We start from the raw sequence: 20,351 nt of genomic DNA on the forward strand, positions 1-20,351 counted from the left end.
TTGATGTCTACATTAATCTCTTGTGTTAACTATAGAAGTAAGGCTTCAAGCTAAGGAAATCAAGGCTCAGTCCTTTTTAATTGGTTTTTTCTAGCTATTTTGGAATATGGGGATTTTATAAAGATAAAAAAAGAGCGCCGAAGCGCTCTTTATTTCTAAACCTTAATCCGCAGATGATTTTGCATTGGATTTTTTCTTTTTCGGTTTAGATTTTTTCTTCACTTTATCTTTAGCCTTTGTTTCAGACTTTGCTGCAGATTTTTTAGCAGGTTTTTTGCTGAAAGAACTGGGCTTCGATTTGCTTTTTTTGCGTCGTATGGGCTGTTCTCCATCTTCGCTGGCCGTAGTTTTACGCTCACCAAAAACTTCTTCTTTCGCTGTAGCTTTGGCAACGCGGGGCGCACGTGCACGAATAGCGCGACCACCGTGGCTCAGTTGCTGAATTAACTCAAAATCAATTTTACGTTCTTCGAGATTTACCCCCGCAACTTTAATTTTGACTTCATCTCCTAAACTAAAGGCTTGACCACGTGCTTGACCGACAAGACTTTGACTGGCTTGGTCATAAACAAAGAAGTCATCACCCAATTGGCTAACATGAATCATGCCATCGACGTACAAATCTTTGAGGGTCACGAATAGGCCAAATTCAGCTGTTGCACTGATGGTACCAACAAACTCTTCACCCAAATGCTGCTGCATATAATGGCATTTTAACCATGTAGTCACAGAGCGAGAGGCTTCATCAGCACGGCGTTCAGTCGCAGAGAAATGCTCACCCGCATCATCTAAAGCAGCACCTGAAATAGGATATGGTTTTTTCTTCAATTGTGCTTTAATCGCACGATGAAGTAATAAGTCAGGATAACGACGAATTGGTGATGTGAAGTGAGTATAAGCCTCATATGCTAAACCAAAGTGTCCTGAATTATTGGCACCATAATATGCCTGCATCATGGAGCGTAATAAAACGGCATGAATGCTCGGGGCATCAATACGGTCTTTGGTTGCTTCAATTACGGCTTGATAATCTGCTTGCGTTGGTTGTTCAGGGAACGGTAAGCCCAGCAATTTAACAAAGTCACGAACCTTTTGAATACGTGAAAACTCTGGTGGCTCATGTACACGGTAAAGCATCGGAATTTCATTTTTCAATGCATATTCAGCTGCGGCAACGTTTGCCAGTAACATGCACTCTTCAATTAGCTTATGTGCATCATTACGTGTACGCGGTAGGATTTCTTTAATACCACCCAGCTCATCAAAGGTCATATACGTTTCAACGGTTTCAAATTCCATGGCATGACGTTCAGCACGTAAGCCTTTGAGGACTTGATAGAGTTGGAATAAAGTATTGACTGATTTACGTACATCACGGTCTTCTGGAATGGCTTGACTGTTGCCATCGAAGTATTCCGCAACTTGGGTATAGGTCAGACGTGCTTTGGAATGCATCACACCCGGATAGAATTCAAATTTCGTCACACGACCGGCACGTGATAAATTCAAATCACAAACCATACATAAGCGGTCCAGGTTTGGATTCAGCGAACATAAACCGTTGGAAAGTGCTTCTGGTAACATCGGTAAAACGAAGTGAGGGAAGTACACCGAAGTACCACGTTCCTGTGCTTCATCATCCAATGGTTTACCTAGACGAACATAGTGACTCACATCGGCAATCGCAACAACCACACGATAACCGCCACCCGGACGTTTTTCAGCATAAACGGCATCATCAAAGTCACGGGCATCTTCACCATCAATGGTGACTAAAGCTAAATCACGTAAATCGACACGACCTTGACGATCTTGTTCTGATGGTTCTTTAAAGCTATCGGCTTCTTTTTGAACTTCATCAGGGAATTCGTAAGGCAGACCATATTCCAAAATGGTTTGTGGAATGATGATTTCAGTATCTGCTTTGTCCGCCATAGACTGAATAATGTGGCCTGTCGCAAATTCTTCTTTGGTTGGATAGTCGTCAATTTCGACACGTACTGAATCGCCTAATTTTACTTTGGCATGTTCAATTAATTCTTTTTCGAGGGTAATCGGTTGGTGTGCATTTGGATTGGCAGGTTGAATAAAATATTCACCCTCATATTCCGACACTTTACCAATAATTTGTTTAACACGATGTTGCAATACTTCAGTAATAAAGCCCCACGCTTTACCTTTACGGTCAACTGAAGTTTGACGTACTTTAACACGGTCGCCATTAAATACTTGGCGTAGCTCACGCTCTGGTAATAATAAGTCGTCAGAACCGCTGACACTTGCAGTTCCCATACCTTTAGAATTGATATAAACCGTTGCTTCATGAGTCGGTTGCTCAGCTGCAAGCTGGAACTTAAATCCATCTTTCATCAACTGACCATCACGAACCATCGCAATCAGACGATGACTTAATGCATCAATACTTTTTTGATCAGCAATTGCAAAGTGCTCCACAAAATCAGCATGAGATAGGGGAGTATTCAGTTGTTCAATCGTCTCTTGAATTAAAGTACGACTCGGAATTGGATTTTCATAACGTTCGGCTTCAGCTTTCGCTTCGGGGTCGACCCAGTTTTTCATAATGTATTTGACTTCAAATTAGAAGATTAGGATTAGCATAAGACATGCTGCGCGATACTGCACGTAATTGATTGCAATAAAGTGTTTTCAAAACATATTTTACGATGTTTAAGCATGAAAAGCCGTAGAGATGGACGGAATATCGACTTTTATCAGAAGGATTTATTCAAATCGTTTAAAAAGTATCTAATTGAACAAAAAAATGAAAAAAATATAAAGACGGAGCTTGCAGTCCCCCCTCGATCTTTGTATTATGGCCGCACGTTACGGTGAGATGGGTGAGTGGCTGAAACCACATCCCTGCTAAGGATGCATACGGGCAACTGTATCGAGGGTTCGAATCCCTCTCTCACCGCCACGATTTACTTATGTCGCGCTCATAGCTCAGCTGGATAGAGCACTTGGCTACGAACTAAGGGGTCGGGAGTTCGAATCTCTCTGAGCGCACCAATAAGTAAGTTTAAAGTAACGTAAGCCGTTAAAGGCACACAAGTTTAGCGCTCATAGCTCAGCTGGATAGAGCACTTGGCTACGAACTAAGGGGTCGGGAGTTCGAATCTCTCTGAGCGCACCAACTTGAACAAATTACCGCACATGTTGCGGTTTTTTTGTGCCTGAAATTTGAGTTACATCAAATATTTAACAATGCCATGATTGTCTGTGCAAGTCAGTGGATAGAGCGAAAGCCATCAAGTGCAATGAGTGCATAGCCAATGCGTATTGGTTTTAGGTTGGTAAATGATCGGTCAATATGATGAACAAAATTTACAGCACCAAATAGAAAAGTACCACATAGAAAATAGTACATAAAAATTTACCCCAATAAAATCAATGCCTGATTTTTTGCAGCAGTGATTAAATTCGCTGCTTTGGTTTTGTTATTTAATGATTGAATGTTAGGTGTTGAGTGTTTAAGTTGGATCTGTGATGCTGGATTTTAAAGACCAGTGTTTTTTGATGGTCTTATTATTTTTCTGTGTAATCATTCAAAAGGGTAGGAACGTTGTCATATAAAATAAGCATAGCTCGACTACATTTGCTTAATTTTTAATACTTCAAAGCTATTAATGTTTAATATCTAGGCAGTTGTATCAATTTTATTAAAATAGCACTTAACAAATAATAATAATCACGTATAATGAGCCACATCAAGACGTCGCGCTCATAGCTCAGCTGGATAGAGCACTTGGCTACGAACTAAGGGGTCGGGAGTTCGAATCTCTCTGAGCGCACCAACTTGATCAAGTTAGAAAAAACCGCACATGTTGCGGTTTTTTTGTGTCTGAAATATAGCTAAAACCGATTATATAATTTCACATCATTCAGTTGATTTAATCAGCTGAGTTTTTCTTTAACTTTCAATGCAAAAACCGTATTTCCACCCAAAGCTGGAAGCATATCGTGATAAGGCAGACTGCGCATTGCACGTAGTAAAAACGGTGCTTTATCATCAATTTTCATGGCGCTGGTCAGTTGTAATAAAGAACCTTGCTGTTGTGGATGAATTTGCATTGAACCTCGGACAAACTGTAGATCCCCCCCTGTCGCGGTATATTGGTTTTGCAACAAATCTGGATAATCAAAACGCATTTTAAAATCGAAGGGGATATTAATTACCCCAAGACCAACTGAAATTTTATAGTCTGCATCAATGGTCTTTGCATTAAGTTTGGTGATCTGCATTTCTTTGACTTGTCTTGGAAAAAGTTTTTGAAATGCAGGTGCGGCTATCCAGTGCTGTAGTTTAGATGGATTTTGCAAGTAATATTGATAACTGCTACTAAAGCGCATAAGTTCATAATTTTGCCCGTAAGGAACACGCTGAGCAGGTAGGATAAATGACACTGGTGCTTGAGAGCGCTGACTCAGCTGACTGATTTTTTCAAGTTGGTTACGATTAAGTTGCAGCTTTGGGAGTTGACCAGCGGCAAGTGTTTCACTGCTAAATGCTTTGAAGCGACGCTGTAAGGATTCAAGAAGGAAGCCATTGGTTCCTGCGGGTATTCCCAATTTGGCATCTGGTAAAGCCTTTAAAATTTTACTGAATAAAAATCCTTTTGGCTGATCGAGATCGCCCCACTGGGTAATGGTAATTAAGGTGTGATTTTTATCCAGTTCAAACCATTCAATTTTCCCTGCACCAAAGGGAACAGGTGCTTCTAAAATTAAACTGGTCAAACTGTTGCCCTGAAGTTGGTGCTGCATCAATACTGATTCTTTAAAATTCAGTACCGGAATCGGGGTTGGGATATGAATTTTATAGCGTACTTGGCTGAGATTACCGTGTTGCTCAACGACTTCAGCGGATTTGAGCGTGGGAAATAAGCCAGCATAATTGCTGTAATTCGACAGCAGTCGCGCGACATTTTTACTGTTAGTTGGAACGACCACCGCAGCGCTTTGGTATTGCCCAATTTTACTTTGACGAGTGCCCATGGTGGGTAAGCGAATGTGTTGGGTTGGATGGGCAAAAATGACGATACGATCTGCGGCCAGATCAGCTAAAGCATGGGCTTGACCCTGAAACAAATCAAGGCTGCTTGGTACATCAGCTTGCCAGTGAATCATGCGTGCCCAACTTGTCGTGCTCATCCAGCACGTACATAGCAGCACAGACATTATTATTTTTTTCATCTGCAATACTTCCTGTATCTGCGTATTTTTTATTGCAGATGTTTTAAAACATTTTTTGCGTGTTTGAAAGTAGTGAAGTGTTACATCCAAAGCTTAAAAAGCATGAAGATCAATAGAAATGTGGTGTAGTATTTAGCCCAAATTAACTTTTCATGTATTTACGCTTATGTCTGAGACTCAACCAGCATTATCACTGCGCTATTTTTTAAATCTTGAAGAATCACAGGATGGTTTTGCATTGGCAACCTTTGGCAAAAAGCAATTTACTCGCTTTTTAACGCCTGCGATTAGTGTCGGGATTATCATTTGGGGTATTTACCTTGGTGTAAATGGTGTTGGTGCTTACTATGTGGGGCTTGGTGCATTTTTCTTGTTATTACAAGGGTTAATGCGCTATTGGTTTTTACCGATGATGTTTAAACGTCAGTTTGTAAAATATCAATTAGGCAAAAGTGAGCAAGGTATTGATTTATTTCAAGACTATGCGGAGATTCATGCCAACGGTCGTAAAAATGTCTTCAATTATGCTGAAGTTGCAACTTTTGCTGAAGGTAAACACACCTATATGATCGAATTAAAAAGCAAGACGGTCATCATTGTGCCTAAAAGTGCTTTTGCTAATCCGGCAGATCAAAGTATCTTTGTGAATACTTTTAAAAAATAAATTTAAACATTTCATCGGAGGGAAGCCCATGTCATCACGTCCATCTAAAATTATTTGTGTGGGTCGTAGTTATGCCGATCATGCCAAAGAGTTAGGCAATGCTATTCCAGATCATCCGGTATTGTTTATTAAGCCACCGAGTGCGCTCATTTCTTTAGAGGATGGCATTGCTTGGAACGTAGAATGGGGCAACTGTCATTATGAATGTGAATTAAGTTTACGTATTGACCGCCCTTTGAAGGCTGAAACTGATCCTGCAAAAGCATTAGAAGCGGTAGGTGCAGTGACATTAGGCTTGGATTTAACCTTACGCGACTTACAAGATGATTTGAAGAAAAAAGGTCATCCTTGGGAGCGTGCAAAAGCCTTTGATGGTTCGTGTATGCTTGCGGACTGGGTTGATGTAGCAGATGTGGTAACTGATTGGAAAGATGTACATTACACCTTTGAAATTAACAATGAGCTGCGCCAAAAAGGGGATACCGCATTGCTTATTTTTGATGTGGGTACATTGCTTGCAGATATTAGCCAAGTATTTAGCTTAGAAGCGGGTGATGTGGTCATGACGGGTACACCAGCAGGTGTTGCTGCATTAAATGCAGGTGATCAATTAAGCATGACGCTTAAAGGTAAAGATCAAGACTACGTGTGGAAAACCTTTGTGAAGTAATCTTTATCGGTGAGTTAAATAAAAGGCTGCTTGGTGCAGCCTTTTTTATAAGATAAGTACAGCATAAATAAATGCATTGAAAAGACAATTGCGTAAACTAATTTGAATTTGCAAAAATTATCCACTGAGTCCTGACTTACGAAATTGATCAGGAGTACACAGCATCCATTTTTTGAACATATTAATGAAGGCGGATGCATTGGCATAACCCAGTTCGAGCGCGATACTTTCGACTTTTTGGCCAGAATTCAGCATTGTCATGGCTTTGGTCACTTTAAGTCGTTGACGCCATTCATGTAGAGACATGCCTAATTCTTTTTGGCAGTAGCGTGCAAGGGTACGCTCTGTCATGTTAATGCGTTGGGCCAATTCATCTAACGTGCTTTGATCGGCAGGATGTTGATGGAGAAAGTCTAAAATTTGTTTTAGCGCAGGATGCTCGGAGTGCGGTAAATAACTACTGACTAAATTGGCTTGATGAAGTTGGTCGAGCAAGACATGTAATAAGCGCTGATATTCAACCGAATTTTCATCTAGCTCAGGATTGTCATGTAGAACTCTAAGATGGGTAAATAATGCCGTGACTAATGGCGAGCTGAGTAAGATTCCTGCTTGCTTGGGAAGCTGGTGACATAAAGATTCATGAATATATAACGTACCATGCGAAACAGCGGTACGGTTTAAACCGCTATGTTCTAAATTTGGTGGTAACCAAATGCCATACGGTGGAGGTGTAATGTAATCGACGTGGTCAATATTGACCTCCATCACACCATTAAAGGCATAAACAAATTCTCCCCACGCATGCCCATGGACAGGATAGACAGACAAAGCAGGGTCGTTACGAAAGCTCATCCAAAGCGGGGCTTGAATGAGGTCATTGGTTGGCAGCTGCTTCAATGATGCTGTTTCTAAATGAGCTTTATGACGCATGATTAAATTTGCCTGAATAAGAAGATATTTTGTCTGTATTGAAGTATATATTTTATTTCAGACAGCTTTATAGTGTCATCTATCATATTATCGAGTGAATCTTGTGGGACAGCGTAAAGCACTTGATGCGCAAGCATCAGGTCTGATGATTATTTTGTGCATGATTTTAGGTGCGCAGCAGGTGGTACTTAAGTTAGCTGCTGCTGATATTGCACCCATCATGCAAATTGCCATTCGTTCAGGTCTTGCTGCGTTGCTGGTCTTTCCATTAATTCGCTTAAAAGCTGGCACACATTTATATACGCGTGAATATTTAATGCCTGGAATTTGGTTGGCATTTTTATTCTCCGCAGAATTTATTTTAGTGGCTGAGTCACTTCGTTTCACTTCAGCATCACATACAGTGGTTTTACTATATACCGCACCAATTTTTGTTGCCTTGGGTTTACATTGGAAATTACCCGATGAAAAGTTAAGTCCAATTCAATGGGGCGGTATTTTCCTAGCATTTTTCAGGTATTGTGCTGTCCTTTATAGGGCGAGAGGGTAATGCTGGTTATAACGCTCAAGCCTTAATAGGCGATGTCATGGCATTGCTTGCGGGTGTAATGTGGGCATTAACAACCATATCGCTACGTTTAAGTAAATTGGCTGATGCACCACCGACTCAGACATTATTTTATCAGTTGGTGGGTGGCTTTGTATTCCTCTTGCCTGTGGCTTGGCTTACAGGTCAAACCACTTTACATTGGACGGCTATCTCGATCAGTAGCATGCTTTTCCATGTGTTTATTATTTCGTTTTTTAGTTTGATGCTATGGTTTTGGCTACTCAGTAAATACCGTGCCAATGGTTTAGGTGTATTTTCTTTTTTAACGCCTATTTTTGGTATGGTGTTTGGTATTGTATTTTTAAACGAAACAATTGAACTAAATTTTATACTTGGCACAGCCTTGGTGATGTTAGGTGTGATGACCGTGACCTTGCACCGTTGGCTGGCTAAATTTATTCCGCATACGAAATCTGCGGGTTAGTAGAGTATTTACACATTAATCTATTGAAAGGAGAGCATTGCTCTCCTTTTTAGTTGATGTGGCGTTATTTTTCTTCAAATATTTTAGACAAAGGAATGGAGAGTTTTGCTGCAAGATAGTCGTCAGACTCAATGAGCTGCGGACCAATTTTTTGCATCCATTCATCGTCTGGACAGACATTACTAAGGTCTTGGCGGTCTGGAAGTGGATAGGGTAAATGACTATAGAAACTCCAAAAATCCACTTGCGATAAATTACGTACCAATACATAGCGATCGTCATCTGTGCGCTTAATCAAACTTTGCTTTTCAAATAAAGCCATGTAGGTTGGCAGTCGTCCAATTTCATCGCGACCTAAAACTTCAAGAGCTTCTTTCTCAGAAACACTTTCACCAATTTTTTGTTTTTTATAAAACAGTTCGAGTAAGTCCATCAGCATAATCACGGGATGGCGCTTTTGGTCCTTGCCTGAATTAAAGGCGGTGAGGGCATAACTGATTTCCACACCAATCAGTACAATATTCCAAGACAAAAATATCCAAAGTAGGAAAATGGGGACGGCAGCGAAAGCACCATAGACAATTTGATAACTGGTGAAGTTTGACATGACAAAGCCAAACAAATTTTTCAAAAGTTCAAAAACCACCGCACTAAATACACCGGCAATCAAAGCTGCTTTAATCGGCACACTTCGATTGGGAATGGTCCAGTACAAAATAAAGAAACCTAAAATGGTTAATGAAAAGGAGATAACCCACAGTAAAAAAGCACCATCGAGTTCATAACCAGCAAAATTATTACTCAGCACATTCATGGATGCCAAAGTTGATGACACCACAAAGGCACTGCCGAGTAAAATCGGTCCTAAGGAAATAATAGTCCAATAGCGCATGAAACCAATGATGCCGCCACGCGTTTCACGCACTCTCCAAATACGGTTAAACACGGTTTCGATACTGGTTAGCATCATCACTGTAGTGACGAATAAAAAAAGCACACCAATGACGGTTAAATTGCTGGATTTATCAGTAAAGGCATTGAGGGCTTTATCAAAAGCGATGGTGGTTTTTGGTAGGAAATTACTATAAATCAGTTGTTGTAACTGTTGACGTGCGGGTTCGAGGGCATTGATGGAAGAGATAATAACCAAGAAAACCGTCAACATCGGTACCACAGCAAACAGGGTGGTATACGTTAAAGAGCCAGCCTGTTCACGACAACGATCAGCCTCAAAGCGGCGAATGACAAATAAAATAAATTGAAACCATTTCTTGTCATAAAAGGGAAGTTTTTTTAAAAATGCTTCGATCATGCGTATCGGTCTCGAGTTATTTTATTCATGTTTATGCAATTTTCATGGTTTAGCTTAACCAAAAAATAGGAAAAATACCGTATAGTTTTCTTTTTTAATCGAATTAATAAAAATCATGCAAGCATATGTACTGGTGTTGTATTACAGCAAATATGGTTCTACACGGGAAATGGCGCATTTGATTGCCAATGGTATTGAAGCGACAGGTATGGCTGTGAAGATTCGCACTGTTCCGAATCTTTCGTCTGTGGTAAAAGAAGCTGAACCAAGTATTCCTGCTGAAGGCGATATTTATTGCACATTAGATGATCTAGCAAATTGCTCTGGTCTAGCACTCGGTTCACCAACACGCTTTGGTAATATGGCATCAGAAATGAAATATTTTTTAGATCAAACTACCGCGCTTTGGCTGAACGGGGCATTGCATGGTAAGCCGGCATGCGTATTTACCAGTTCAGGTTCAATGCATGGTGGGCAAGAAAGCACTTTACTGACCATGCTGCCGCCTTTATTTCATCATGGCATGATGATTATGGGTTTGAGCAATGCACATCCTGCGTTGTCGAATACTAAAACTGGCGGTACACCCTATGGTGCGAGTCATGTTAGTGGGGCACGCCATGATCAAACATTAAGTCAAGATGAACGTGCCTTATGTGAAGATCAGGGTAAACGACTGGGTGAAGTAGTTAAAAAATTAATTGCAGGATGATGAAATAAAAAAGAGCGTAGAAACGCTCTTTTTTAATTTAGCAGCAATCAAAATTAGTCTTGATCTTCAGTTTTTGCTGCATCTTCAGGTTGAGATTCAACTTCAAAGCGTTGTTTGCAGGCCTTGCATTGATAATCTAAAAAAATATTTTGATCTACAATCACACCTGCTTTTTTACCAAAGCGATGGCCTAAAAAGCCGCCTGTGATGCCAACGCTAATCGCCCCAACAAATGTACCAATTGTCCCGCCCATAATCACGCCAAGTGGGCCAGCTGTAACACCACCAATGGCTGCACCAATAGATGCTCCAGACGCAGCACCACCCACTGTGCCGGCTGCTGTTCCTGCACCGCTGAGTAAGACCCCACCAATTTTTTGTAAGTTTTGTTCGTGGTTACGTTTTTCAACATCTGTTGAACCGCATTTTGAGCATTTTACAGCGTGTTCCATCAATTGATTTTCTGTATTCATAACATCCTGTAGCCTTAATAAATAATGTGGCTGAATTTATCTTGCAGCTTAAATCAATTTCAGGGTCAAAACCTTGACGAATATGATCAATCACTACATTTTCACTGAATTTTATCGATTTTTTCTAAGAGATGTTTAGTCAGCTTGTAACAAAGTGCCAAGAAAATGCTGGTTCTGTCACGGTTATGGCAGATTTAAAGCAAAAAAAAGAACACCGAAGTGTTCTCATTTTATTATCGTGCTGAAATAAATCAGTTACGAACAAATTCGACAGTGCCATTTGCGAGTGATTTAACGCGTGCTAATGATTCTACGCGGTAGCCTTTTTCAAGCAAAATATCGCGGCCTGGTTGGAATGATTTTTCAATCACAATACCAATACCGAGTACTTCAGCTTCTGCTTGATGAATAAGGTCAGCTAAACCTAATGCTGCTTGACCATTAGCTAAGAAGTCATCAATGACTAAAACTTTATCAGCAGCGTTGATGTGTTTCTTAGAAATTGCAATCGTACTTTCAGTTTGTTTCGTGAAAGAGAATACTTTAGAGCGATATAGATCGTCTTTTAATGTTAAAGACTGATATTTACGTGCAAAAATCACAGGAACACCAAGTTCAAGACCCGCCATAACTGCAGGTGCAATACCTGAAGCTTCAATGGTGATGATTTTGGTAATGCCAGCATCTTTAAATAAACGGGCAAATTCTTGACCAATTTGCTGCATCATTACAGGGTCAATTTGGTGGTTCAAGAAAGAATCGACTTTCAGAACTTCTTCAGAGAGAACGATACCTTCAGCTAAGATTTTCTGTTCCAGAGCGTGCACGGGAGAATCCTCGAGGGGCAGGTGCTTTTTAAAGCAAAAGCGTATTTTAAAAAGCACCGAGAAAAATGCAAGCGAAATTGATCAAATCAATTAATTTGTTGCACCTTTATAGCCTGTCAAAAGCAGACCATATGAGGTTTTGTTGTCTTGATGCGATACTTTCACAGGTAAGTAGTCAAGTTTTGGAGCCAACCAGAAGGTGGTTTGACGACCCGGTTTATCATGTTTCATAACGACTTTAACTGTATCGAAACTGCCGTATGCAGTTGTGACTTTTTCAGTACCTTGTTTGACGAATTTACGGCCTTCAACTTCTTTGGCATCAGCAATATAGTAATTCGATTTCAAACCGCCTTTTTTCAGATCTTCACGGATTTGCAATTCGGCATTCAGTTCATCTAGCACACCAGACTTCCAAGTAAATGAACGTGCTTTGTCATCTTTTTTGGTGTTAATGGTTTTTGCACCAGCATTGAAATTGATGTTCATGGTGTTGTTGTGCACCAAAATTTTACTGGTACGGCTAAAGCTATTTGAATTAATTTGTGTGCCATTCAAACTAAAACGACTGGTTTCAGTTGCAGAGGCAATTGCGCCTGCTTTGGCAGCAAATACATAGGTCCAATTATTCCCAGATTGTTTCAGGGTACGTGTTGCTGAACCCATATTTTTACCGTTGTAATTAAACTGGTAGCTTGCTTGGAATGGACTCATGGCAAATGACTGACTTGAGAAACCAGTCAAAAGCAGTGTAGTCGATACCCCAGCAACAAGACCTAAATTTTTCAAAACTGAATGTGCCATAAGTATGGTTTTCCTATTCAATAGAAGTGCGGTGGGCTAAACCACTTGATATGTTTATTATGCGGCTGGATTGTGGAGAATCACGTCACAAATCCGTGCCTAATGTATATATTGTGTAGCGTTTTTATAGGTTCAAGATGTCTAAGTACAGGATAAGTCTAGCTTTCCTTTTGCTTTATAGGCGTGACTTCATCGACTTTTAAATTTGAATCATCCCAATCTTCAATCCGCTGTTGTGCCATTTTAGTAAACAGCGCTGTTAGATTAACGTTACCGATGACCACCAATTCAGCCTCACGTAAAACAGCATGATTGACATGGACTTTGCCTAGTGTGTCGATAATCGAGCGGCTTTTACCGAGCCAGCGATTCAGGTCTAAATACAGTAAATCATCTTTAACTTTGATGACGTTCAGCTTTTCCAAAATCATACCCAATGGATCTTGGTTGAGTACTTTTTGATAGAACCATAAGGCCATGCGCACGCCCACCTTATACAGAACATTTGGATACTTCGCTTCAATCACTTGTGTATCACTAATTTGTTCAAATACAATCAGTTGGGTTTGTTTGTTGAGTTCCATCTGTACCAGTTTTAAATCGACAGAGAGTGTAATGACCAGGCCGTTATAATCCAGTGTGGCATATAGTCGAAGCCAGTCATCGTGCAGATCAGCATGCAAGTCTTTGAGCATCTTCACATTATCAGTCACAAAGCGTTCAAAGGTCGCATTTAGGAACACTTGAGACATCGGGAATTCACGCTCATCTTCAATAAACCCTTCTGCTTTTTGGTACACTTGTCGTATACGTTTAGAGATATTGGAAATTAGCGTTTGCATAAGAGGCGCATCCTGGCAAATTATGATTTTTGACTGGGTGTATCTTGTCGATTTCTATAAAAACACAAGGTTTTGATCTTGCAGTTTAGCAAAATAAATTGCACCATTTTCATGATTTTAATTGTGCGTTATCGATGTGTTGATGGATTTCTCATTTTCATAAAAAAATGAAAACGAGGTTTATTTTATACTGTTTTATGCAGTTTGGGGAATGCGGCAAATTGTCGGTTTAATGTGATGCTGAAAAAAATAACGTTTATGCCGTTGGTCAAAGAGTGGTGGAAAGATCCAGTTTTTACGACTGCGGTTTTACTGGCGGCTTTGTTACATCTGGCATTTTTGACAATGCAATTTACCATGCCGCAAGAAGGTGAATACAATACCAAAGAAATAGCCGTTTCTTTGCGTCCTGCCACCGATGAAGTAGAACATGCTGACTTTTTGGCACAAGCTGATCAACAAGGTTCAGGTACTTTTCGTGAATCACATCGTATGTCGAGTGATATGCCAGCACCCATGATTGAACAGAAAGCGGGCGAGCAAAAAAATGAAGCACTTGAGCAATTACAGCAAAAGAAACAATTAAGCTTTGAAGAAAAAGTTTTAATGACCACTTTAAGTTGGCAAAAGCAAGCCGAAGAAAATAGTCGTAAAAAAGCTGTTGAAGAACTCAATAGCCAGTTCCAAGCGAAAGCGGCTATGGTGGCAAGTATTGAAGCGCAATATTTACAACGCCAACAAAACTTTAGCCGTCAGCAAAAAATTAAAACCATTGATGGGATTCAAGCCAAGCAAGATGTATCAGCTGCCTATATGGAAAAATTCCGTCAAAAAGTCGAGTTTTATGGCAATCGCTACTATCCTGAAGCTGCTAAACAACAGCAATTATCAGGTGAAGTACGTCTGATGGTGATATTGAATACCAATGGTGGTATTCGCGCGATTCGTTTAATTGAAAGCTCAGGTTCGACTCTGCTTGATGACGCAGCGAAAACTTCGGTACGTAAAGCGGCACCATTTGGCCAGTTTGATGCCAAAATGAAAGATATTTCTGAATTACGTATTGTACGGACGTGGCGTTTTGACCCTGCGGAAGCCGAGTTTGAAGTACGTTAGTTAACAGGTCGATTGATAGTGTCGAATGACCTCACAGACTTCGACACTAAAAAATTGATACCAGCTTTTTTTGCCGAGGGCTTGTGCAACTTGATGTTCTGCATCATTGTGCCATGCGTGAATATCCGCTAAATCCTTCCAATAAGACAATGCAATTTCGTTTTCACCTTCAGTCAACGCTTCAAATTTTTGGCAGTTGAATGTGGATAATGCTCGATCACGCATGCGCTGCGCTGTTTGAAAATACTTTGAATCGAGATGCTTAATTCGAGCTTTGAAAATTACGACATAGGTCATAGTGGTGGCATTTTATTTTTGTGTGAAAGAATGATGGAATAAAGGCATAAAAAAAGCGAGCCGTAGCTCGCTTTTTTTATTTGAGGGCTTAATCTCGTTCTAGATATGGATTGTCAAAACCGAGTTTGGCCAAAATTTCGATTTCCAAAGCTTCCATTTCTTCCGCATCTTCGTCAGATGTTTCATGGTCATAGCCCATGAGGTGCAACGTACCGTGTACCAGCATATGAGTGAAATGGGTAAGGGCTGCTTTATTTTGTTCACTGGCCTCACGAAGTACCACAGGTATACAAATGACTAAATCGCCAATTGGAAATGAATCCAAAATCGCAGCCATTTCATCTGGAAGATCACTCGGGAAAGACAACACATTGGTCGGTTTGTCTTTACCACGATATTCCAAATTTAATTTGTGGCTTTCGTCATTATCGACACATGCGATGCCAATTTCACAATCACTTTGAGTTTCAATATGACGTAAAGCAGTTTCCACCACTTTTTTGATATGCGCACGTTTCACCACCAACTCAGGTGATTGAAAATTTTGCTGCAAGGAGAGATTAAGTTTCAAAATGAATCCTTAAATGGTTTAGTCCTGATGCTGCTCATCAGCTTTAGCATCATTGTCCGCAACTAAGGCTTCTTGACGTGCTTTACGTTCAGCACGTTGTTCTGCCGTTAGGCGTTGTTGTTCGCTATCCCATCCTTCGTAGGCTTCAACAATTTTTTGAACCAATTGATGACGTACTACATCTCGGGAGTGGAAGCGAGTAATGTGAATTTCTTTAATTTTATCAATCACACGTAGCGCATGTGCCAAGCCTGATTGCTGACCACGTGGTAAATCGACCTGTGTAACGTCACCAGTAATGACCGCACGAGAACCAAAACCTAAACGGGTTAAGAACATTTTCATTTGTTCAGGGGTAGTGTTTTGTGCTTCATCTAAAATTACAAAAGAGTGATTTAGAGTACGACCACGCATGTAGGCCAAAGGTGCAACTTCAATCACTTGGCGTTCAATCAGTTTTGCAACTTTTTCAAAGCCCAACATTTCATACAAGGCGTCATATAAGGGACGCAAGTAAGGGTCAATTTTTTGGGTTAAATCACCAGGTAAGAAACCGAGTTTTTCACCCGCTTCGACCGCAGGACGAACTAGTAAAATTCGCTGAATTTCATTGCGTTCTAGCATATCGACAGCAGCGGCCACAGCTAGGTAAGTTTTACCTGTACCAGCAGGGCCAATACCAAAGGAAATATCGCTTTGTAAAATACGTTGCACATAGCGTTTTTGGTTGGCACCGCGTGGGTTAATCCGACCTTTACGTGTTTGCAAGTAGACATTGTCTAAACCTGAATGTTCATTTTCAGAAAAATCTTCCTGAATTTCACGATCGGTTTGACTGCCTTGAATCATCATATGCAGTGTATCTGCACTGATTTGTGGGTTGGTTTCGGACTCTTCATATAAACGGTGAAGGAGGCTTTCGGCTCTCTCAACCGCATCGATTTCCCCATCGACAAAAAATGCATCTGCACGATGGGAAATTTTGACTTCTAAACGTTGTTCAATTTGTTTGAGATGACCGTTATAAGCACCGAGCATGCTTTGTAAACGGTCAAGTGGAATACCAGCAAAAGTTACAGTACGTCGAATCGCTGCAGTCAAGAGAATTCCTTTATATTGGTCTGACGATTAGTCTTACATTACGCCACGTCAGGCTCAAGATTCAAGAGTTCACCATAAACAAACTTCAAAGTTTTAATGTCGGTAATTTCGATTTCAGCAAAACGACCTACCCATGCAGGATCACCGATGAAGCTCACCAAACGAGTATTGTCCGCAGTACCAATCAATAAGTTTGGATCTTTGTCTGAAACAGACTCTACCAAGACACGTTGAATCGTGCCTAACATCGCGTCGGTCTTATCAATACTTGATTGTTTAATCCATTGTTGAACTTTCGCTAAACGTTCTTTTTTCACATCTTCAGAGGTCGTGTCTTCAAGTTCAGACGCAGGTGTACCTGGACGTTTTGAATAAATGAAGCTATAAGAATGGTCAAAGTCCATATCTTTAATGAATTGATAAGTTTCTTCAAAATGTGCATCTGTTTCGCCAGGGAAACCAATAATGAAGTCTGAAGATAAGTGCATGTCTGGACGAACTTGACGCAAACGTGCAATTTTATCGATATAGACATCAATGGTGTGGTTACGCTTCATGGCTTGAAGTACGTCGTTTGAACCGCTTTGAACAGGTAAGTGCAAGTGAGAAACCATTTGTGGCAAATCACGATAGCATTGAATCAAATCATCGTTAAATTCTAGTGGATGTGATGTCGTGTAACGAATACGTCCAATGCCCGGAATTTCGGCCACTAAACGCAGTAACTCTGCAAAGGTGCAAATATTACCTTCGAAGGTTTCACCACGGTAACCATTAACATTTTGACCTAAAAGACTGATTTCACGGACACCTTTTTCAGCCAAAGTTGCGATTTCTGCCAATACATCATCCAGTGGACGTGATACTTCTTCTCCACGTGTGTAAGGAACCACACAGAAAGAACAGTATTTTGAGCAGCCTTCCATAATCGAGACAAAGGCTTTAAAACCTTCTACACGCGGTTCTGGTAAGAAGTCGAATTTTTCAATGTCAGGGAATGAAATATCCACCAATTGAATTTTTTCTTTTTTCGGCTTAACCACTTGTTCAGTGTGTTGATCCAGCATTTGCGGTAAACGATGCAAAGTTTGTGGGCCAAAGACCATATCGACATAAGGCGCACGTTTTTGAATGTTGTCGCCTTCTTGAGATGCCACACAACCACCGACACCAATCACAAGATCAGGATTCTTTTCTTTCAGTTTGCGCCAGCGACCCAATTCTGAGAACACTTTCTCTTGTGCTTTTTCACGAATCGAGCAGGTATTCATGAGCAGAATATCGGCTTCTTTCGGATCATTGGTTAGGACATAACCATGTGAATCACCTAAAAGGTCGCCCATACGTTGACTGTCATACTCATTCATCTGACACCCTTGCGTTTCGATGTACAGTTTTTTCACTGAGCCATCGTTGGCTGGGGTGTGCTGTGGCTGGGTTACAGTGTTTTCTGAGGCAGCTTGGGCACCATTGGGAATGAAGGTTTGAACCGTCATGTAGGCTCCTAAAGGAATTTTATGAAAATCAATAAACCATACGTGGCTGACAGACAGATCAAGAGTTGAAATGTGCAGCTGCGGAGGTCAAAAAAGAGGATTTTAAGAATGCCCGATATTTTAGCAGCAATTGAGGGCAAACTTACAGCTTAAAATAACAACTGGCTCATATTGATTTATGGAGTAAAAATGTTTGAAAATTAATATTGGGTAATCATAAGGTTACACAACAGAACACAATGCTGAGTTTAGAATTATTAAACTAATTCCGAGTAAGGTTAGATGTACTGTAATTGGACAGATTGACATGAAAGAAGGCAAGTGGATGTTAAAACAGAAATTTACACAGAAAAATTACTATAAATTGCTGGCTTTAACTGTGGCTGCATCCGGACTTTCATTGTCAGCACATGCTGCGGATGAGCAATTTAATGATGCTTTACGAGCGGCCAATTCAGGCAACATCTCTTTGCTCCAGCAATATCAATACTCAATGCAAAATGATGTTTTGGGCTACTACCCAGAGTATTGGATTTTGAATAATAACTTGGCTTCGCAACCTGCTAGCGCCATTACAAGTTTTGCGCAGCGTTATCCGCAATCGGCAATGGCTGAAAAACTTGCTGCCGATTATGTTGAAGAAAAAGTAAAACAAGCAGACTTCGCAACTGCACAGCCCGTCTTGCAATACGTTTCAAATGCGGATCGTGCGGAAACCTGTGCGATTGCTCAAGTACGTGCCAAATCTGGCGATCCATTGGTCTACGCCGAATTTAAAGATGTTTGGCTGACCACCAATTCGCAACCCGACTCATGTACAGGCTTAGGCCGCATGATGTTGTCGAGCCCATTAATGACGAAAGATGATCGTCATCAGCGCATGTGGGGGCAATTGCGTGCAGGGCAATCCGGTCAGGCCATTGCAACTGCACAAACCATTGGTGTGAATATTAGTCTTGCCCAGCTCAATACCATTCAAGCCAATCCATTAAATTACCTTTGGGCAGCACCCAAAGCGACGGCAGAAGATCATGCTTATCTGATTTATGCGATGGGGCGCTTAGCGGATACAGATTTAAATGGTGCAATGTCATCTGTTAAGCGTGCTGCGGAAGGCACACCTGAAAGCGTACAAAAAGCGTTGTATCGCAGTGTCGGTTATATTGGTGGAACCACGGTGATGAAAAACAATTTCAACCGTGAAGTGCTGAACTATTTAGATGCCAGTTATGGTTTGCCGTTTAGCTCAGAAGAAGCTGAAATTTATGCACGTCAAGCCATTCGTTTTGGTGCATGGGAAAGTTTGATTCGCGCCATTGATGCAATGAATGTGACACAAAAGCAAGAAGATCGTTGGCAATATTGGTTGGCACGTGCTTCAGAGCAGCGTGGCGATGCCTCTTCAAAACGAACGGCACAAGACATTTATCGAAAATTAGCAGTGGGGGATGATTACCATAATTTGTTAGCACGTGACAAAATTGGTCAGTCTTATAACAATATTCCGTCAAATGTGCAGCCTAGTGCACAGGATGCGCAGCGATTGAGTCAGGATATTCATTTTAATCGTGCCTTTGCATTGCGCAATATTAATGCATCTGACAGCTATATTAACCGTGAATGGAACTGGGCTGTCCGTCAGGCCTATTTAAAGCATGATGATGGCATGATTCTTGCCGCAGCTAAACGTGCTACTGATATTGGTTGGTATGATCGTGCAATTTATGCGGCAGATCGAACCACCAATAAACACAATTATTCTTTACGTTATGCAATGCCACATCAAAGCTATGTGGTGAGTCATAGTCGAAATGCTGGTATTGATCCAGCATGGGCTTACGGTTTGATGCGTCAAGAAAGTCGCTTTGTGACGAGTGCGCGCTCTCATGTTGGAGCAGGTGGTTTGATGCAAATTATGCCAGATACTGCAAAACTGGTCGCGCGACAAATGGGAGAGAGTTATAACCCAGCCGCATTGAGTGATATGAATACCAATATTCGTTATGGTACTTATTATTTATCAATGATTCAGCGTCAGCTGAGCAATAGCCCAGTTTTAGCAACCGCGGGATATAACGCAGGGCCGAATCGTGCACGTCGCTGGCAGCCAGAATACCAAGCGATTGCAGCGGATCAATATACGGAATCGATTCCGCTGACTGAAACCCGCGACTATGTCAAACATGTGATGACCAATGCAACGCATTACGGTTTACTGCTGGGACAAGGACCGCAGTCAATTGAAAAGCGTATGCAAATGATTCCGTTGCGTAGTGCGCAATAAG

18 protein-coding genes, 4 tRNA genes and 1 pseudogene are annotated in these 20,351 nt (G+C 40.9%); 10 read left to right on the forward strand and 13 right to left on the reverse strand.

Going from position 1 to position 20,351, the window contains the following annotated elements; genetic code table 11:
- Positions 1-162: 162 nt before the first annotated feature.
- Positions 163-2,583, reverse strand: a complete 2,421-nt coding sequence (gene rnr / locus FTT84_RS03985) for a ribonuclease R (protein WP_180056765.1) — start codon at positions 2,581-2,583, stop codon at positions 163-165.
- A gap of 265 nt (positions 2,584-2,848) precedes the next feature.
- Here rnr and FTT84_RS03990 point away from each other — a divergent pair.
- From FTT84_RS03990 to FTT84_RS04000, 3 genes are all read left to right on the forward strand, one after another.
- Positions 2,849-2,938: transfer RNA gene (locus tag FTT84_RS03990), tRNA-Ser, on the forward strand.
- 15 nt (positions 2,939-2,953) lie between these two features.
- Positions 2,954-3,030, forward strand: a tRNA-Arg gene (locus FTT84_RS03995).
- Positions 3,031-3,077: 47 nt separating this feature from the next.
- Positions 3,078-3,154, forward strand: a tRNA-Arg gene (locus FTT84_RS04000).
- 93 nt (positions 3,155-3,247) lie between these two features.
- On the opposite strand, the gene FTT84_RS04005 is transcribed toward FTT84_RS04000, so the two are convergent.
- A complete protein-coding gene (locus tag FTT84_RS04005) occupies positions 3,248-3,388 on the reverse strand; it encodes a hypothetical protein (protein ID WP_155857599.1) in 141 nt (46 codons plus the stop codon).
- Between the two features lie 350 nt (positions 3,389-3,738).
- Between FTT84_RS04005 and FTT84_RS04010 the strand changes: the two genes are divergently transcribed.
- Positions 3,739-3,815, forward strand: a tRNA-Arg gene (locus FTT84_RS04010).
- Between the two features lie 100 nt (positions 3,816-3,915).
- Here the strand turns inward: FTT84_RS04010 and FTT84_RS04015 are convergent.
- Positions 3,916-5,214, reverse strand: a complete 1,299-nt coding sequence (locus FTT84_RS04015) for an SRPBCC family protein (RefSeq protein ID WP_180056736.1) — start codon at positions 5,212-5,214, stop codon at positions 3,916-3,918.
- Between the two features lie 166 nt (positions 5,215-5,380).
- On the opposite strand from FTT84_RS04015, the gene FTT84_RS04020 reads away from it, so the two are divergent.
- Positions 5,381-5,878: a YcxB family protein gene (locus FTT84_RS04020; protein ID WP_067762883.1), complete on the forward strand. Its 498-nt coding sequence runs from the start codon at positions 5,381-5,383 to the stop codon at positions 5,876-5,878.
- A gap of 28 nt (positions 5,879-5,906) precedes the next feature.
- Positions 5,907-6,548 carry a fumarylacetoacetate hydrolase family protein gene (locus FTT84_RS04025; RefSeq protein ID WP_180056733.1) on the forward strand — a complete coding sequence of 214 codons (642 nt, stop codon included), beginning with the start codon at positions 5,907-5,909 and terminating at the stop codon, positions 6,546-6,548.
- Positions 6,549-6,665: 117 nt separating this feature from the next.
- Here FTT84_RS04025 and FTT84_RS04030 read toward each other — a convergent pair whose 3' ends face one another.
- Entirely contained in the window at positions 6,666-7,481 is an 816-nt protein-coding gene (locus FTT84_RS04030; protein ID WP_180056731.1) for a helix-turn-helix domain-containing protein, read from the reverse strand.
- A 103-nt stretch (positions 7,482-7,584) separates the two neighbouring features.
- On the opposite strand from FTT84_RS04030, the pseudogene FTT84_RS04035 reads away from it, so the two are divergent.
- Positions 7,585-8,515, forward strand: a pseudogene (locus tag FTT84_RS04035) (DMT family transporter).
- 64 nt (positions 8,516-8,579) lie between these two features.
- Here the strand turns inward: FTT84_RS04035 and FTT84_RS04040 are convergent.
- Complete coding sequence (locus FTT84_RS04040; protein WP_180056729.1) at positions 8,580-9,827, reverse strand: YihY family inner membrane protein; 1,248 nt, start codon at positions 9,825-9,827, stop codon at positions 8,580-8,582.
- A 115-nt stretch (positions 9,828-9,942) separates the two neighbouring features.
- Between FTT84_RS04040 and wrbA the strand changes: the two genes are divergently transcribed.
- Entirely contained in the window at positions 9,943-10,539 is a 597-nt protein-coding gene (gene wrbA / locus FTT84_RS04045; protein WP_180056727.1) for an NAD(P)H:quinone oxidoreductase, read from the forward strand.
- A gap of 53 nt (positions 10,540-10,592) precedes the next feature.
- On the opposite strand, the gene FTT84_RS04050 is transcribed toward wrbA, so the two are convergent.
- From FTT84_RS04050 to FTT84_RS04065, 4 genes are all read right to left on the reverse strand, one after another.
- The gene (locus tag FTT84_RS04050) at positions 10,593-11,012 is read right to left on the reverse strand and encodes a hypothetical protein (RefSeq protein WP_180056726.1); all 420 of its coding nucleotides are present in this window, start codon (positions 11,010-11,012) and stop codon (positions 10,593-10,595) included.
- 251 nt (positions 11,013-11,263) lie between these two features.
- Positions 11,264-11,839 (reverse strand): xanthine phosphoribosyltransferase, encoded by a 576-nt coding sequence (locus tag FTT84_RS04055; RefSeq protein ID WP_180056724.1) that lies wholly within the window; start codon positions 11,837-11,839, stop codon positions 11,264-11,266.
- 90 nt (positions 11,840-11,929) lie between these two features.
- Positions 11,930-12,643: a DUF3108 domain-containing protein gene (locus FTT84_RS04060; RefSeq protein ID WP_180056722.1), complete on the reverse strand. Its 714-nt coding sequence runs from the start codon at positions 12,641-12,643 to the stop codon at positions 11,930-11,932.
- Positions 12,644-12,801: 158 nt separating this feature from the next.
- Positions 12,802-13,485 carry a hypothetical protein gene (locus FTT84_RS04065; protein WP_180056720.1) on the reverse strand — a complete coding sequence of 228 codons (684 nt, stop codon included), beginning with the start codon at positions 13,483-13,485 and terminating at the stop codon, positions 12,802-12,804.
- Between the two features lie 258 nt (positions 13,486-13,743).
- Here FTT84_RS04065 and FTT84_RS04070 point away from each other — a divergent pair, with 258 nt between their 5' ends.
- Complete coding sequence (locus FTT84_RS04070) at positions 13,744-14,601, forward strand: energy transducer TonB (RefSeq protein WP_218949635.1); 858 nt, start codon at positions 13,744-13,746, stop codon at positions 14,599-14,601.
- Here the strand turns inward: FTT84_RS04070 and FTT84_RS04075 are convergent, their stop codons facing one another.
- The 4 genes from FTT84_RS04075 to miaB form a co-directional block, all read right to left on the reverse strand.
- The gene (locus FTT84_RS04075) at positions 14,602-14,898 is read right to left on the reverse strand and encodes an antibiotic biosynthesis monooxygenase (protein ID WP_180056715.1); all 297 of its coding nucleotides are present in this window, start codon (positions 14,896-14,898) and stop codon (positions 14,602-14,604) included.
- Between the two features lie 88 nt (positions 14,899-14,986).
- Positions 14,987-15,469, reverse strand: a complete 483-nt coding sequence (gene ybeY, locus FTT84_RS04080) for an rRNA maturation RNase YbeY (RefSeq protein WP_180056712.1) — start codon at positions 15,467-15,469, stop codon at positions 14,987-14,989.
- Positions 15,470-15,487: 18 nt separating this feature from the next.
- Complete coding sequence (locus FTT84_RS04085) at positions 15,488-16,570, reverse strand: PhoH family protein (RefSeq protein ID WP_067762869.1); 1,083 nt, start codon at positions 16,568-16,570, stop codon at positions 15,488-15,490.
- Between the two features lie 38 nt (positions 16,571-16,608).
- Positions 16,609-18,066, reverse strand: coding sequence for a tRNA (N6-isopentenyl adenosine(37)-C2)-methylthiotransferase MiaB (gene miaB / locus FTT84_RS04090; protein WP_067762868.1), 1,458 nt, complete (start codon positions 18,064-18,066; stop codon positions 16,609-16,611).
- Positions 18,067-18,373: 307 nt separating this feature from the next.
- Between miaB and FTT84_RS04095 the strand changes: the two genes are divergently transcribed.
- Positions 18,374-20,350, forward strand: coding sequence for a lytic transglycosylase domain-containing protein (locus tag FTT84_RS04095; RefSeq protein ID WP_180056710.1), 1,977 nt, complete (start codon positions 18,374-18,376; stop codon positions 20,348-20,350).
- Position 20,351 lies beyond the last annotated feature (1 nt).

It is taken from the genome of Acinetobacter sp. YH01019 (assembly GCF_013420285.1).
GTDB classification, from domain to species: domain Bacteria; phylum Pseudomonadota; class Gammaproteobacteria; order Pseudomonadales; family Moraxellaceae; genus Acinetobacter; species Acinetobacter gandensis.

Bases quoted from the DNA above. Each gene is read 5' to 3' on its own strand.
- FTT84_RS04005 (WP_155857599.1), bottom strand. From the start codon at position 3,388: ATGTACTATTTTCTATGTGGTACTTTTCTATTTGGTGCTGTAAATTTT.
- FTT84_RS04015 (WP_180056736.1), bottom strand. From the start codon at position 5,214: ATGAAAAAAATAATAATGTCTGTGCTGCTATGTACGTGCTGGATGAGC.
- FTT84_RS04020 (WP_067762883.1), top strand. From the start codon at position 5,381: ATGTCTGAGACTCAACCAGCATTATCACTGCGCTATTTTTTAAATCTT.
- FTT84_RS04025 (WP_180056733.1), top strand. From the start codon at position 5,907: ATGTCATCACGTCCATCTAAAATTATTTGTGTGGGTCGTAGTTATGCC.
- FTT84_RS04030 (WP_180056731.1), bottom strand. From the start codon at position 7,481: ATGCGTCATAAAGCTCATTTAGAAACAGCATCATTGAAGCAGCTGCCA.
- FTT84_RS04040 (WP_180056729.1), bottom strand. From the start codon at position 9,827: ATGATCGAAGCATTTTTAAAAAAACTTCCCTTTTATGACAAGAAATGG.
- wrbA (WP_180056727.1), top strand. From the start codon at position 9,943: ATGCAAGCATATGTACTGGTGTTGTATTACAGCAAATATGGTTCTACA.
- FTT84_RS04050 (WP_180056726.1), bottom strand. From the start codon at position 11,012: ATGAATACAGAAAATCAATTGATGGAACACGCTGTAAAATGCTCAAAA.
- FTT84_RS04060 (WP_180056722.1), bottom strand. From the start codon at position 12,643: ATGGCACATTCAGTTTTGAAAAATTTAGGTCTTGTTGCTGGGGTATCG.
- FTT84_RS04065 (WP_180056720.1), bottom strand. From the start codon at position 13,485: ATGCAAACGCTAATTTCCAATATCTCTAAACGTATACGACAAGTGTAC.
- FTT84_RS04070 (WP_218949635.1), top strand. From the start codon at position 13,744: ATGCCGTTGGTCAAAGAGTGGTGGAAAGATCCAGTTTTTACGACTGCG.
- FTT84_RS04075 (WP_180056715.1), bottom strand. From the start codon at position 14,898: ATGACCTATGTCGTAATTTTCAAAGCTCGAATTAAGCATCTCGATTCA.
- miaB (WP_067762868.1), bottom strand. From the start codon at position 18,066: ATGACGGTTCAAACCTTCATTCCCAATGGTGCCCAAGCTGCCTCAGAA.
- FTT84_RS04095 (WP_180056710.1), top strand. From the start codon at position 18,374: ATGAAAGAAGGCAAGTGGATGTTAAAACAGAAATTTACACAGAAAAAT.